This is a genomic window from Neisseria sp. Dent CA1/247, assembly GCF_022870825.1.
In the GTDB taxonomy this organism is placed as follows: domain Bacteria; phylum Pseudomonadota; class Gammaproteobacteria; order Burkholderiales; family Neisseriaceae; genus Neisseria; species Neisseria zoodegmatis.
In genome coordinates, this window is sequence record NZ_CP091522.1 from 896,263 (window position 1) to 909,661 (window position 13,399).

Annotated in this window: 13 protein-coding genes; 7 read left to right on the forward strand and 6 right to left on the reverse strand. The window is 52.2% G+C overall.

What is annotated here, in order from left to right; all coding sequences use genetic code 11:
* Positions 1-149 precede the first annotated feature (149 nt).
* From LVJ85_RS04370 to rnhA, 4 genes are all read left to right on the forward strand, one after another.
* Complete coding sequence (locus LVJ85_RS04370; RefSeq protein WP_244741783.1) at positions 150-1,478, forward strand: DUF3482 domain-containing protein; 1,329 nt, start codon at positions 150-152, stop codon at positions 1,476-1,478.
* Between the two features lie 933 nt (positions 1,479-2,411).
* The gene (locus tag LVJ85_RS04375; protein ID WP_085363852.1) at positions 2,412-2,615 is read left to right on the forward strand and encodes a dioxygenase; all 204 of its coding nucleotides are present in this window, start codon (positions 2,412-2,414) and stop codon (positions 2,613-2,615) included.
* Positions 2,615-2,989, forward strand: a complete 375-nt coding sequence (locus tag LVJ85_RS04380) for a VanZ family protein (RefSeq protein ID WP_370686933.1) — start codon at positions 2,615-2,617, stop codon at positions 2,987-2,989. Before LVJ85_RS04375 ends, LVJ85_RS04380 begins: the two co-directional genes overlap by 1 nt.
* 78 nt (positions 2,990-3,067) lie before the next feature.
* The gene (gene rnhA / locus LVJ85_RS04385) at positions 3,068-3,505 is read left to right on the forward strand and encodes a ribonuclease HI (RefSeq protein ID WP_244741786.1); all 438 of its coding nucleotides are present in this window, start codon (positions 3,068-3,070) and stop codon (positions 3,503-3,505) included.
* 141 nt (positions 3,506-3,646) lie between these two features.
* On the opposite strand, the gene LVJ85_RS04390 is transcribed toward rnhA, so the two are convergent.
* From LVJ85_RS04390 to LVJ85_RS04415, 6 genes are all read right to left on the reverse strand, one after another.
* On the reverse strand, positions 3,647-4,123 hold the full coding sequence (locus LVJ85_RS04390; RefSeq protein WP_085363850.1) for a hypothetical protein: 477 nt from the start codon (positions 4,121-4,123) through the stop codon (positions 3,647-3,649).
* A gap of 363 nt (positions 4,124-4,486) precedes the next feature.
* The gene (locus LVJ85_RS04395) at positions 4,487-4,954 is read right to left on the reverse strand and encodes a low molecular weight protein-tyrosine-phosphatase (RefSeq protein WP_244741788.1); all 468 of its coding nucleotides are present in this window, start codon (positions 4,952-4,954) and stop codon (positions 4,487-4,489) included.
* Complete coding sequence (locus LVJ85_RS04400; protein ID WP_244741791.1) at positions 4,951-6,054, reverse strand: conjugal transfer protein; 1,104 nt, start codon at positions 6,052-6,054, stop codon at positions 4,951-4,953. The genes LVJ85_RS04395 and LVJ85_RS04400 overlap by 4 nt, the downstream gene beginning before the upstream one ends.
* An 87-nt stretch (positions 6,055-6,141) precedes the next feature.
* On the reverse strand, positions 6,142-6,912 hold the full coding sequence (locus tag LVJ85_RS04405; RefSeq protein WP_244741794.1) for an ADP-ribosylglycohydrolase family protein: 771 nt from the start codon (positions 6,910-6,912) through the stop codon (positions 6,142-6,144).
* Positions 6,913-7,038: 126 nt separating this feature from the next.
* Positions 7,039-8,871 (reverse strand): lytic transglycosylase domain-containing protein, encoded by a 1,833-nt coding sequence (locus tag LVJ85_RS04410; RefSeq protein ID WP_244741797.1) that lies wholly within the window; start codon positions 8,869-8,871, stop codon positions 7,039-7,041.
* A 239-nt stretch (positions 8,872-9,110) separates the two neighbouring features.
* Positions 9,111-9,899 (reverse strand): FadR/GntR family transcriptional regulator, encoded by a 789-nt coding sequence (locus LVJ85_RS04415; RefSeq protein ID WP_244741800.1) that lies wholly within the window; start codon positions 9,897-9,899, stop codon positions 9,111-9,113.
* Positions 9,900-10,199: 300 nt separating this feature from the next.
* Here LVJ85_RS04415 and LVJ85_RS04420 point away from each other — a divergent pair, with 300 nt between their 5' ends.
* The 3 genes from LVJ85_RS04420 to LVJ85_RS04430 are packed head-to-tail and all read left to right on the forward strand — an operon-like array spanning position 10,200 to position 13,171.
* Entirely contained in the window at positions 10,200-10,976 is a 777-nt protein-coding gene (locus tag LVJ85_RS04420) for a (Fe-S)-binding protein (protein ID WP_244741803.1), read from the forward strand.
* A complete protein-coding gene (locus tag LVJ85_RS04425; RefSeq protein ID WP_244741807.1) occupies positions 10,973-11,668 on the forward strand; it encodes a lactate utilization protein C in 696 nt (231 codons plus the stop codon). Before LVJ85_RS04420 ends, LVJ85_RS04425 begins: the two co-directional genes overlap by 4 nt.
* 54 nt (positions 11,669-11,722) lie before the next feature.
* Entirely contained in the window at positions 11,723-13,171 is a 1,449-nt protein-coding gene (locus LVJ85_RS04430) for a LutB/LldF family L-lactate oxidation iron-sulfur protein (protein ID WP_244741809.1), read from the forward strand.
* Positions 13,172-13,399: the final 228 nt, after the last annotated feature.

Sequence of the window (13,399 nt, forward strand, 5' to 3'; positions counted from 1 at the left end):
TGATGGGATTGTATAAATCTAAAAATATTCAAAAAACAGCCGTCAATCCCATGTGGACCGGCATTCATACTTTCACATTGATGTGAATGCCTTGTCGGTACAACGCGTGCAGCCTAAAATGCGGGCTGTTAATTCAATGTAAGCTTGTCATGCAAAATCCCCTATCCCTAGCCGTTGTCGGCCACACCAACACCGGTAAAACCTCTCTGCTGCGTACCTTGCTGCGCGACAGTCAGTTCGGCGAAGTTAAAAACGCGCCAGCCACCACGCGCCATGTGGAAGAGGCGGCGATTAGCGACGGCAGCAATACGCTGGTTTACCTCTACGACACGCCCGGTTTGGAAGATGCGGGCGGTGTGTTGGATTGGTTGGAAGCCAATACTTCCGGCCGTTCAGACGGCATCGAGCGTTTGCAGCAGTTTCTCGACAGCCCCGAAGCGGCGGGCGATTTCAATCAGGAAGCCAAAGTGCTGCGCCAGCTTTTGCAGAGCGATATGGCTTTGTATGTGGTGGATGTGCGCGAGCCGGTGTTGAACAAATATAAAGACGAGCTGACCGTGCTTTCGTGGTGCGCCAAACCCGTGATGCCCGTATTCAACTTTATCGAAGGGCAGGATTTAAGCGAATGGACAACCATGCTGGCACGGCGCGGGCTGCATGTTTACAGCGGGTTCGATACCGTTGCCTTTGATTTTGAAGGCGAAATCCGCTTGTGGGACAACCTTGCCACCATGTTGCCCGAACGCGATACGCTCGACCGCCTGATGGGGATGCGCCGCCGCGAATGGCAGAAGCTCGACAGCGATGCCAAACACGATATCGCCCATTTTCTGCTTGATGTTGCTGCGTATAAACAGGAAATCGACGAAGACGACAATCCCGAGCCGGTATTGCAAACCATGCAGGCCGCCGTGCGCCAGTTGGAGCGCCAGCTTCAGCAGCAGTTGTTCCAAACCTACCGTTTTTACCACAGCGAAATCGACACGGACGAATGGGCGTTGAAAGAATTCCGCCAAGACCCGTTTGACGCGGATTTGCTCAAAGAATACGGCATCCGCACCGGCACGGGCGCGGCCACGGGCGCGTTAATCGGCTTGGGCGTGGACATGGTAACGCTGGGCGGTTCGCTCGGTTTGGGCACGGCCATCGGCGGCGTGCTCGGCGGTGTGCTGCCGAATATGCAAACCATCAGCGACAAATTATCCGGTATCCAAACGCTGCATATCGACCCCGAAACCATCACATTATTGGCCGCCCGCGCTTTGGATTTGCTGAACGCGCTGCAAAAACGCGGCCATGCGGCACAAGCCCAGATTCAGATGCTGAGCGGCAAAACGCCGTGGCAGCCTTCCAAACTGCCGTCTGAATTGAATAAAGCCAGAAGCCAGCCGAAGTGGTCTTCCTTGAATACGCATTTGCCGGAGCAAAGCCGGCGCGAGCGGGCGGAAGCGGCGGGGCAGTTGGCAAAACGGCTGTGAGCTTGGGCTTGTTGAAGAATACATTGGGAATAATATTGGGAATAAAAGAACATAATCGAACATGAAACGAATCATATTTGTTGTTTTTTAGCCCACAAAGAACCATATTTTGAAAATATGTTTGACTTCAATTATGGAGCTGGGCATAATGCGAACCATCAGGTTGCTTTGAGCAGCTTGATGTTTTCTCCTCTATTTCTCCTTTGTAGACTTGGCGCATACCCTCACGGATATGCGCATTTTTTTTGCTTTAATGCTTTTTATATCTGGTTTTTCTTATATTTTATTTTGGGAAAATAAACACTTACTTTAATTTTTATGTGAACGGCATCGAAGCGGAAAAGTTGTGTTGGCAAAAATAACTGTTCGGTAGAGTAGGGCACTGCGGCATTGATGTGGTTTTTTTTATCTGTTGTGTTTGCCGTTTAAGATGCCGATAAGCTCGATTTGGATTGAGCGCCTTTTTGTTTCTTTTGCGAACACGAAATCACACGAATAATTTTTTGTTCAAAATGAAATGCGTAGCCATTGCGAAAAAAGATGCTATGGCTGAAACAAAGCTTCATAAATTATTTTAATAACCGGATAGGTAAATAATATACATAAAAATATTGACGCGGCAGGAAGCCTTGGGCATAATTCGCCCCGTTGGCTGATTTGAGTAGTCAGCTGATAGTTTCTCCTCTATTTCTCCTTTGTAGACTTGGCACACAATCGCAAGATTGTGTGCATTTTTTTATCTATTTTTCGTTGTATTGTTTCAGTCGTATTGAAACGGGTTATCATGAAACGGTTTGTTTGTGTGTTGTTTTGTTCTTAATCGAACATAAAGCGAAAAACGGCACAATAAGCCGGCCGCTTTCTTGAAAGCGAGGCTGCAAAATTCCGTTTAAACCGATTAAAATCCCCTTTTTTGAATATTGATTGTGAATCATGTCGCCACTTTTGGAATGGATAAGCACGGAAACGCCGGCTGCGGTTGCGGAAACTTTGGATTTCTTTTTGTACGAATGCAGCCTTGATGAGGCGCCGGGCAAGGAGGAGGTTGAGGCTTGGCGCGATGTTTTGCAGAAACGCGGCGGTAAGTTTGCCCGTTTGGCCGCGCAATGTCAAACTTGGCTGGATGAGGAGTGCTGATGATTAAGCTGCCTGCCAATCGTTATACGATGTTTGCCGTGTTGTGGTTTTTGGCCGGTATCTATTTTTTACTGTTGCGCGACGCGGGAGGCGCTCCGCCGTTTCGCCATTTCGACAAGGTGGCGCATTTCGGCCTCTTTTTTGCCCAAACTTGGTTGTGTGCCAAAGCTTTTATTGTGGCAAACAAGCCGATTCCTTATAAAACGCTGTTGGCTTTTGCTTTGTTTTTTGCCGTGGGCAGCGAAGTGGCGCAAGCGGTATGGACAACTACGCGGGAGGGTAGTTTGGCCGATGTGTCGGCCGATGTTTGCGGCGTGGTGGCGGCCTTGTGGTTGGCAGCAAAGGTGAGAGAAGCTAAGCTGTCGCAGCGCTAAGCAGCGTGTTGTGTTTTGATGGTAGCAGGCCGTCTGAAAAGTTTTCAGACGGCCTCATGGTAAATGAAGCGGATGGTTATGGAAAAAACGGTTTATCTTTATACCGACGGTGCGTGTAAGGGCAATCCCGGTGTGGGCGGCTGGGGTGTGTTGATGCGTTATGGCGGGCACGAAAAGGAGTTGTTCGGCGGCGAGAAAGAGACGACCAACAACCGTATGGAGCTGACCGCCGTGATAGAGGGCTTGAAAGCATTGAAACGCCGTTGCCGCGTGCAGATTTGTACCGATTCGCAATATGTGAAAAACGGGATGGAAAATTGGATCCACGGCTGGAAAAAAAACGGCTGGAAAACGGCCTCGAAGCAGCCGGTAAAAAATGAGGATTTATGGCGCGAGCTGGATAGGCTGGTGAACCAACATGATGTTCATTGGACTTGGGTTAAAGGGCATGCGGGCCATGCGGAAAATGAGCGGGCCGACGGGTTGGCCAATCGTGGGGTAGAGCAGTTTTCTTGATGAGGCCGTCTGAAAATAATTGGGCTGATCTTGAAAGCCGGTATCAAAGAGGCCGGCGGTTATGGGAAATCAGGTTTAAACAGCCAAAAAAACCGCCCCACTAGGGGGCGCAAAAGGAACACAAACCACTACCAAAACTTGTTACACGGCAAACTCTTCTATTGTTCGTTTTGCCGGATATAAAGCCTTCATCAGATCGGAAGGCGAAAGCGTAAAATCTCGATTGTCTGCTGTGGTGAGGCGGCCTTGTTGAGGAGTCAGCTCTAGCAGGCAGTTGTTTGCAGCTTGAATAAATGTATCTTTGGTTGCGCTGAGGCGTCTTTGCAATGCGGCGGTAACGCGTTGGTGCAAACTGTCTTTTTGTTTCACGGTTCTTGCCGAGGCTACCCAGCTGAGGCGTGTGGACGCATCTTCGGTTTCTATCAGCAAAATACCTGTATCCGGTTCGTTTTGCGGGTTGTGATCAAGCCAAAGGTAATATCTGCCGTTGAGTGTGATAAACACCGCGTTGTGGATTTCAGGGCAACCGCTGCATTGTGTGGCCAGTAGCGAGTGCACGGCTTTTTGATGCAGTCTCAGAAGGTCGAGAGAAATCTGCTTAAAAATACTTTCAGGCATTTTTTTCTGCTTTCTGTATCGGTTGGTGTGCTGAACCGTTGATGTGCATTATACGGAAAAAAACTTCTTTTGCAAATGATAATTGTTATTATTAGTGATATATTTTTTAACACTATGTTTTTATTGTGAATTAATTTTTAATATTGTTGAGTGAAATACTTGGTTTTATGCTTAATGATTGAAAATGTTGGTTTTTATATTGAAGATGGATAGGCGGTACGGTGGCGTGGGGCAGGTTTATGCAGATGCGGATTGAGATATGAAAAGCAGGCGTTTACCGTTATTTTATGAATGGAGGCCGTCTGAAACACATTTTCAGACGGCCTATTCTTTATACGGCGGCTTGATCAAAGTTGAATCGCTTCAAGCAATGAGATTGAGTTTTTTCAGCAGGGCTTGGCTACCTAAAGAGACTAAGCGGAAGGTTTCGTCAAAATCGCCGGTGTACCACGGATCGGGCACATGGTTGTATCCGCTTTCGGGGATGAGGTCGGTGAGTTTGAATATTTGTTCGGGACGTGTGCCGAACAGCCGGGTTAGCTCGGCGAGATTGTTGTCGTCCATGGCGATGATGAAATCGTAATGTTCGGCATCGCTTGGGGCGACTTGGCTGCTGGTAAAACCCGACGGATCTATGCCTTGCTGCTTGAGTTTTTTCAACGTGCCTGCGTGCATGTTTTCGCCGTTGTGCCAGCCGGACGTGCCGGAGCTGGAGGTGATGATGCGTTTGGCAACGCCTGCTTCGCGGGCTTGATGGCGGAAAACGTATTCGGCCATGGGCGAGCGGCAGATGTTGCCGAGGCAGACGAACAGGATGCGGTAGGTGCTCATGATGAAGTCTGTTCGGTAAATAAGGGGTTATGCCCCGGCAGGTTCAATGCTTGGGCGTAGGTGGGCAGTTCGGCATCTTCCGGCAGGGCTTCGTGCAGCAGGCGGATGTTTTCTACTTGGCACTCTACCATCAGGTCTAAAAAGTTTTGCTGAATGATTGCGATGCGGTCGGCGGGAGAAAGCGGCCAGGTAAAAACTTGGTTGGCCAGTTCGAACGCGCTGTCGGTGGCGTTGAAACCGAACAGGATTTTTCCGCCTTGCTGTGCGGCCATAACAACGCCCACGCGCGGGCTTTGCAGGCGGATGGCGCGGATGGCGTTGGCGGCGAACACGTCCATCGCCATGCGTGTACGCATGTGGGTGCCTTCGGTTAGGGCTTGTAGCGGGGAGGCGGGAGCCAAAGGATTGGCAAACAGGGTCAGGCCGGGGCGTGTCAGGCTGGTTTGCCATACCTGCATCAAGGGTAGGGCGGCATCGCCCAGATTGGGGTTTAAGGCCGTCTGAAGACTTTTTTTGCCGTAACCCAAGGCGAAAACGACGTGTACCGATTGGTTTTGCGGAATGTCTAAATCGGCTTGGGGCAGTTGTGCGGCAAGTGCTTGGGCGGCGGCTTCGTTTTGCTTGGCGGCAAACCATTTGCCCGCGTTGATGGCGGCCAAGTCGGAAGAACGCACGAGCTTGGGCAGCCAAGTGGCATGGATCAGTTCGCGCAGGTGGGGATAATCGGCCAAGCAGGCGCACAGTTCTACCGCCGGCGTGTCGAGAGGCAGCGTTTGGGCTTGGTTGCAGCCGGCAACCAATACCACCGGCAAGGCAAACCATTGGATTTCATCATCGGATTTGGCTTGCAGGGTGTCGTCCAAACTGTTGAACAGCGCACGGTAGCTTTCCGTGTCGGGGGCCATGCTCATGGCAACAGACAGGCCGAGATAATGGTTTTGCTGCAACATCATATAGATTTCGGCTTGCAGGGATTCGGCAGAGAGTTTGCGTTGGGCGGGTGATGTGCTGCCGGCGATTTGGGCGGCGTAAGTAAGCAGGCTGTTTTTTACCGGATCGGTGGGGTAGGGGCGGGTGTCGGGTAGGATAAAGGGCTTCATGGCGGTAACTTTGAACTTAATGTGTCAATGGGAAACGGCGTGCATTATAGCTTATCGCCGTGAAACTGAATAAGTTTGGGCGGTATTTCACGTCGGCACGCTTAATAATACTTCGGCAATATCGGGCGGTAGCCGGCTGAGAGCCTGTTCATGGATAAAAGGCGGGATATCGCGGTAGTATGCTTCGGCAATGCTGCCGGCAATCGCCGCCAAAGTATCGCTGTCGCCGCCTAAAGATACGGCGAGGCGCACGGCGTGTTCGAAGCTGCTGCTGTCGAAAAAAGCGGTTAAGGCTTGCGGCACCGAACCGGCGCAGCTTGAATCAAACGTGTAGTTGGGGCGGATGTTGTCGCAGTTCAAATTCAGGGAGTAGCCAAACATCCGGCTGATGTTTTGTTTGATGAATGCTTTGTCGTAACCGTTGCGGCTCCAAAAAATCGCGGCGGCCACAGCTTCGGCGCCTTTGATGCCTTCGGGGTGGTTATGCGTAATCGCGGCGGAAGCGCGTGCATGGGCGAGGGTTTCTTCTAAGGTATCGAATGCCCAGCCGACAGCCGAAACGCGCATGGCGGAGCCGTTTCCCCAGCTTCCGTAAGGCTCGGGCGGGTTTTGGTGAATCCAGCGTTGAAACGATGTGCCGTAAGCGCCGCGGGGTGTGGGATAGCGGCGGCACCATTGCTGCATCAGCGCCGCTAGGTCGGCACGGCATCCGCCCAGCACCCAATCTGCCACGACGGCCGTGCAGACCGTATCGTCGGTAAAACCGCAGTCGGGCGTGAAGAGTTCGAAGTCGGTGTGTTTGTGATTGTCGAACTCGAAACGGGAGCCGACAATGTCGCCGGTAGCTGCACCTAGCATGATATTCTTTCTATTATCTGCTTGAAGCGGGTTGGTTTGGATTTGAGGCCGTCTGAAAACTGTTTTTCAGACGGCCTCTATCTTTATGGATGCGATAGTCAGTCAATCAGTTTGCAACAAACAGGCTTACTGACGCCCCGGCACCGTACCCATGCGCTGTTTCAGCGAAGTGTGCGGTTCGTTGAACAGGCTGGCGTAGTAGGTGGCGTTGGTCATGACTTTTTTCACATAATCGCGGGTTTCGTTGAACGGAATCGTCTCGGCGTAAATCGCGCCTTCGAGCGGGGAAGACGATTGCCAGTTGCGCGCGCGGCCGGGGCCGGCGTTGTAGCCTGCCGTGGCCATCACTTCATTGTTTTGAAGGCGGCGCTTGGCATCGGCCATGTACCAAGTGCCCATGCGGATATTGCCGTTCATGGTGTACAGCTCGCTGCTGCTCATACCGATTTTGCCGGCAATTTCGCGGGCGGTAGCGGGCATCACCTGCATCAAACCTTGTGCGCCGACGCTGGATTGCGCGCCGAGCATAAACCGGCTTTCTTGGCGGATAAGGCCGTACACCCAAGCGGGATCGATGCCGACTTCCGACGCATAGCGGGTGGTGATGTCTTTAAACGGCGAAATGTAGCGCAGGTTGTAGTTCAGTTTGGTGTTGGTGCGGTCTGCGCTGTTGATGGCCATTTCGTAAAACTGATGGTCAAACGCCAGCTGGGCTGCCGTGAGCAACAGATTTTCATCCGCACCGCGTGTGGCGAAACGCCATTCCGCCTGTGCTTGGCGGCGCATTTTCCAATCGCCGCTGCTTTGGCTGGCTTTGAACAGCGTTAAAGCGCGGTCGATGGCGCCGTCGCGGGCAAGTTGTTTAACGTCGCTTTTGGAAGCCTCGCCGACATTGTTGCGCGTGCTGACGCGGCGGCCGAGTTCTTCGCCCGACAATACGGCATAGAAGTTGCGGCCCGATGCGGCGGCTTTTTCATACAGATTGTTGGCGCGCGAACGGTCGCCTTGTGCGGCATAACTGCGGGCAAGCCAGTACTGCCAAGTCGGGTCTTGTTGCAGCTTGGCGGGCATGGCTTCGATGATGTTCGCCAGTTCGCTCCAGCGTTGCAGACGCAGGGCGGCGCGTGCGTACCATTCAAACTGCTCGTTGCTCAATTGGCTGCGGTCGGCGCGGTTGAAATAGTTGAGGGCGGTGGACATGTTTTGGCGCAGTGCCTGAACGTGGCCAAGCACGCCCCAAGCGTAGCCGCTTTGTTCGCGGGTGAGACTGCCCGACATGCTTTCGAGCAGGGAAGCCGAAGCAGGATTTTTTTGGGCGGTGTTGCCGATGATGCCGACTAAAAGGGCTTCTTGTGCACCTTGTCCGCCGCCGTCAAACGGGCTGCCGAGTGCGGCGGCAAGGTTGCGGGCGTCGGTAATCTGATTGTTGCTGATCAAACCGCGCACACGCCGCCAAGCTTCTTGATTATTCAGACGGCCTGCCGAGGCGGCACTTTCCACCAAGCGGGTACATCCTTGCGGCAGACGTTTGATTTCTTTAACCAATTCGACTGCCAAACCGTTGAATTGGCTGCTGCTCAATTCGGAATAACATTGCGCTTCTTGAGAGCGTCCGGCTTTGTCGAGCTTGGCATATTGTTGGTTGAATTGCTGCCACGCACCGCGCTTGCCCAAGCTCTTCAACCATTCGTTACGCACTTCTTCGGCCATCGCGCTGTGGGCGGACACCTGATTCAGAAACTGTTCGGGCAGAAAGTCGTCATCTTTTTTAGCGGCATCCAGTGCGCTTTGGTACAACTGGTAGTCGGCCAAGATTTTCGTCGGCGTTTCAGCGGCGCGTGCAGACGGACGCGCTCCGTCACGAATAGGCTCTACGGGCTGCTCTTGCGACGAACAGGCGGTCAGAACGGCTGCGGTAATGGCAGTAAGCGTCAGGGTAAGCGTGCGCTGGAAGGTCATAGGGCAGTCTTTCTTGGTGTGTGGAGAAAAGGTTTGATTTTAAACGATTCGGGCGGGAGTTTGAAACAGAAAAGCGATATTTACATTACATGACATTAGCGTGTTGATATAAATGATTCGAGGCCGTCTGAAATCATGAGGGAAATTTCAGACGGCCTCGAATCGTTTAGCACATCGTTTATAAGAATATGGCCGGTATGTTACCCGCGCTTCTTAAAAGCATTCCGCCAATCTTCAAACTATTTAAAACCGGGTTTGCGGGCATCGCCGGCGGCTTGGGCAAGGGAAACGCTTTCGCGCAGTTGCTGTTCGCGGCGGAAGTTCAAGCTGTTTTGCACATAATCCAAATGCCGGTGCGCGGCCTGCATGGCTTCAGCGGCGTTTTGTTGTTTGATGGCTTTGAAGATGGCTTCGTGCTGCGCCGTCAACTGCCTGTGGATATCCGGCACGCCGAACATATTGGCGAGGTTGCGCTTGGTTTGCCCGGTCAGCAGGCGCAGCAGGCCGTCTGAAAGGCGCGTGAACATAATATTATGCGCAGCTTCGGCTACGGCTTGATGGAAACCGACATCGGCGGCGGATTGAAGGTCGAGATTGTTTTGGGCATAGGCTTCTCGCAGTTTGTCGAGCCAGCTGCGCATCCGTGCCAAATCCGCTTCGGTGCGGCGCTGTGCAGCCAAAGCGGCCAACATACCTTCGATATTGCGGCGAAAATCCAGTACTTCGCTTTCCATGCTTTCGTTTTTATCGATTAAGTCTTCCCAGCCGTATTGGAAGTTTTTTTCGATGCGGCCGGAAACATAATGCCCGTCGCCCTGCCGGGTTTGCAGCATGCCGCGAACCGATAAAATGCGCAACGCCGAACGCAACGATTGGCGCGATACGCCGAACTCTTCCGCCAGCACGCGTTCGGGGGGTAATTTGCTGCCAATTGGATACACGTTTTGTAAAATCCGTTCCTCCAAAATAGAAGCAATCTGTGCGCCTATTCCGGGTAGTCTGACCGTAGCGCTGGTATTCGGCTGCATATTCATACCTGAATTATTTTTTGGGTGGTTGAATCAAGACGGCTGTGAAAGCTATGTATTTTCGAATGTTATCCAAAACATTTATTTATTATTGAATTGTTGGGCGGCTGAAATAGTGCCGCATAGGCTGCCGAAGCATTGTACCGTAAACCTTTTATTGGCGATGGAAATTTCCAAGCAATGCAGTTCATTTATTTTTTTATTGCTACTTGACCGCCTACACAGCATTACGTAAAGTAGAACAAAATTCACAAATTGGTCAGACCAATTAACCAAAATACCAAAAATATCAAAATCAAAATGAACCACAACACTACCTCAACCGCCGTTTCAGGCGGTAAACCAACCGATATTTACTTTTTCGGCACCTGTTTGCTGGATATTTTTATGCCCGAAGCAGGCATGGATGCGATTACCTTGATCGAACAGCAAGGCATCCGCGTTCATTTCCCGATGGAGCAAAGCTGCTGCGGACAACCTGCTTTTTCTTCCGGCCATCCGAAAGATTCTTTCGAAGTGGCGAAAGCGCAGCTTAACCTCTTCCCTAAACCGTGGCCGGTGGTTGTGCCTTCCGGCTCTTGCGGCGGCATGATGAAACACCATTGGCCTACTTTGTTTAAGGGTAGCATTTACGAGCGTCAGGCCAACGAGATTGCCGGCAGGGTGGTGGAATTTACCCATTTTCTGCTGTCTATAGGTTATGAACCGCAAGATAAAGGCGAACCCGCCAAAGTAGCGGTGCATACTTCCTGCTCCGCACGTCGTGAAATGAATGTGCATGTGTCCGGCTGGGCGTTGGTGGATAAATTGGCCAATGTCGAGCGCGTTGTGCACGGGCATGAAAGCGAATGCTGCGGTTTCGGCGGTACGTTCTCCGTGAAGCATCCTGATATTTCGGGTGCGATGGTCAGCGATAAAGTGGCCGCTCTTAAAGAAACCGAAGCCGTGGAAATCATCAGCGCCGATGCGGGCTGTATGTTGAACATCGGCGGCAAAATCGCCAAAGACGAGCCGGGCATGCCCAAGCCCAAGCATATCGCAACGTTTTTGCTTGAGCGCACGGGAGGCAAAGTATGAGCAACGCACGCGACAATATTTTAGCCAAGCTGCGCAAAGCCGCCGCCACGCCGATGCAGGAGCCTGATACCGAGGCTTATTACGAAGAAATGTCGCCGCATTGGGACAGCGAAGAAGGCCGTCTGAAACATTGGGCGAAAACCATGCGCGCGGTCAAAACTGAGATTTATTGGGTGCGCCGTCACGATTGGGTGCAAACTTTGCTTAAAGTGGCAGCAGAAAAAGGCTTGCGCAATATTTTGCTGCCTTTGAAGACTGAGCACGGCCAAGAAGCCGCACAAGCCGTTCAGACGGCCGGTATCGAGGTCAAAGCGTTCGACCGCCCGATTGAAGATTGGAAAGACAGCTTTTTCAACAATATTGATGCCGGCTTTACCGATGTCCGCTGCGGTATCGCCCAAACCGGCACATTGATGCTGTGGCCGTCTGAAGAACAGCCGCGCAGCCAAAGTTTGGTGCCGCCCGTGCATATCTGCCTGTTTGACACGACCAAAATGTATAACGATTTTTACAGTGCAATGCAGGGCGAGCGGATGGCCGAAGGTATGCCGACCAATGTGGTGCTGGTTTCCGGCCCGTCTAAAACCGCCGATATCCAGCTTACCTTGGCATACGGCGCCCACGGCCCGCGCGATATGGTGGTGTTGGCCGTATTGCCCGAACACATTGATCCGTCTGATTTGGACGAGTAACACAATACGCCCGTTTCAGGCCGTCTGAAACGGGCATAGAAAAACAAAACCACTATGAACACACAAACCATACATTTCCATCCGAAACCGGAAACTTTCAAGCAGAATGCCGTCGGCGCGCTGGCGGATGCCCCGTTGCGTAAAAGCCTGCGTACGGCCATGGATATGTTGATGACAAAACGTAAAAACGTATTGTCCGACGAATACGAGCTGCAAGCGCTGCGTACATTGTCCGAACATATCCGCCAACGCTCTCTGTCGCGCTTGCCCGAATTGTTGGAGCAGCTGGAGCGCAAACTCACCGAGCTGGGTGTGAAAGTGCATTGGGCCGAAACGCCCGACGAAGCGTGCCAAATCATTCACGGCATTATTGCCGCGAAAAACGGCAGCTTGATGGTCAAAGGCAAATCTATGGTCAGCGAAGAAATCGAGCTGAACCATTATTTGGAAGACCACGGCATGCGCGCCGTGGAAAGCGATTTGGGCGAATATATCGTTCAGATGGCCGGTGAAAAGCCCACCCATATTGTGATGCCGGCGATTCACAAAACCAAAGAACAGGTAAGCGAACTGTTCCACAATAACCTGAACACCCCGCTTACCGACGATGTGGACGAACTCACGGGCATTGCCCGCCGCGCCTTGCGTGATATTTACCGTACCGCCGACGTAGGCTTGAGCGGCGTGAACTTCGCCGTTGCCGAAACCGGTACGCTGTGCTTGGTAGAAAACGAAGGTAACGGTCGTTTGACCACCACCGTGCCGCCTGTGCACATTGCCATTACCGGCATTGAAAAAGTCGTGGCCAAACTGTCGGACATTCCGCCGTTGTACAGCCTGTTGCCGCGCAGCGCCATCGGCCAGAACATCACCACTTATTTCAACATGATCACCGGCCCGCGCCGCAGCGCCGAGTTGGACGGTCCGCAGGAAATGCACTTGGTGTTGTTGGATAACGGCCGCAGCCAAGCGTATGCCGACGAACAGATGCGCAAAACCCTGCAATGTATCCGTTGCGGTGCGTGTATGAACCACTGTCCGGTATATACCCGCATCGGCGGTGCCGCTTACGGCACCACTTATCCCGGCCCCATCGGTGAAATCATTTCACCGCACTTGCTGGGCTTGGAATCCACCAAAGATTTGCCCACGGCATCTTCTTTGTGCGGTGCGTGTGCCGAAGTATGCCCCGTGCGCATTCCGATTCCCGAGTTGCTGATGCGCTTGAGAACCGAAGCGCAACGCTCGCCCAACGAGAAAGTACCGAACCCGATTAAGGGGCAAGGCGCTTCGCACAATTTGGGCGAACAGATTGCATGGCGTACGTTTAACGGCATTTTCAGCGGCAACAAGGTTTATCGTGCATTCGGTTGGGCGGCGACGAAATTCCGTTCGCTCACGCCGAGCAATCAGTTCGGTTGGACGCAAAACCGCATTCCGCTCAAACCCGCCGCGAAAACGCTGCATGAAATGGTGGCCGAGCGCCGTCAGAACAGCAAATAGCAACTATTCAAGCGATTTGAAACAGCGGCTTTAGCAAGACCTGTGTTGTGAAAACAAAGATGCTTGATAAGGCCGTCTGAATCAGATGGTGAGAAAACCGGGCAGACGTTTTTGTACTGCCCTTTATGAACCGCGATAAAGCCTGCATTGGCAGCTTTGCCGGTTCTTTTAATGTATCGGGTTCATCCGGTATACGACACTAAAATAAATTTCGCCTCAGAGGATGGA

Excerpts from the sequence above, each read along its gene's own strand:
- LVJ85_RS04380 (WP_370686933.1), top strand. The coding sequence starts at position 2,615 with ATGATTAAGCTGCCTGCCAATCGTTATACGATGTTTGCCGTGTTGTGG.
- LVJ85_RS04410 (WP_244741797.1), bottom strand. The coding sequence starts at position 8,871 with ATGACCTTCCAGCGCACGCTTACCCTGACGCTTACTGCCATTACCGCA.
- rnhA (WP_244741786.1), top strand. The coding sequence starts at position 3,068 with ATGGAAAAAACGGTTTATCTTTATACCGACGGTGCGTGTAAGGGCAAT.
- LVJ85_RS04425 (WP_244741807.1), top strand. The coding sequence starts at position 10,973 with ATGAGCAACGCACGCGACAATATTTTAGCCAAGCTGCGCAAAGCCGCC.
- LVJ85_RS04390 (WP_085363850.1), bottom strand. The coding sequence starts at position 4,123 with ATGCCTGAAAGTATTTTTAAGCAGATTTCTCTCGACCTTCTGAGACTG.
- LVJ85_RS04430 (WP_244741809.1), top strand. The coding sequence starts at position 11,723 with ATGAACACACAAACCATACATTTCCATCCGAAACCGGAAACTTTCAAG.
- LVJ85_RS04395 (WP_244741788.1), bottom strand. The coding sequence starts at position 4,954 with ATGAGCACCTACCGCATCCTGTTCGTCTGCCTCGGCAACATCTGCCGC.
- LVJ85_RS04375 (WP_085363852.1), top strand. The coding sequence starts at position 2,412 with ATGTCGCCACTTTTGGAATGGATAAGCACGGAAACGCCGGCTGCGGTT.
- LVJ85_RS04420 (WP_244741803.1), top strand. The coding sequence starts at position 10,200 with ATGAACCACAACACTACCTCAACCGCCGTTTCAGGCGGTAAACCAACC.
- LVJ85_RS04370 (WP_244741783.1), top strand. The coding sequence starts at position 150 with ATGCAAAATCCCCTATCCCTAGCCGTTGTCGGCCACACCAACACCGGT.
- LVJ85_RS04405 (WP_244741794.1), bottom strand. The coding sequence starts at position 6,912 with ATGCTAGGTGCAGCTACCGGCGACATTGTCGGCTCCCGTTTCGAGTTC.
- LVJ85_RS04415 (WP_244741800.1), bottom strand. The coding sequence starts at position 9,899 with ATGCAGCCGAATACCAGCGCTACGGTCAGACTACCCGGAATAGGCGCA.
- LVJ85_RS04400 (WP_244741791.1), bottom strand. The coding sequence starts at position 6,054 with ATGAAGCCCTTTATCCTACCCGACACCCGCCCCTACCCCACCGATCCG.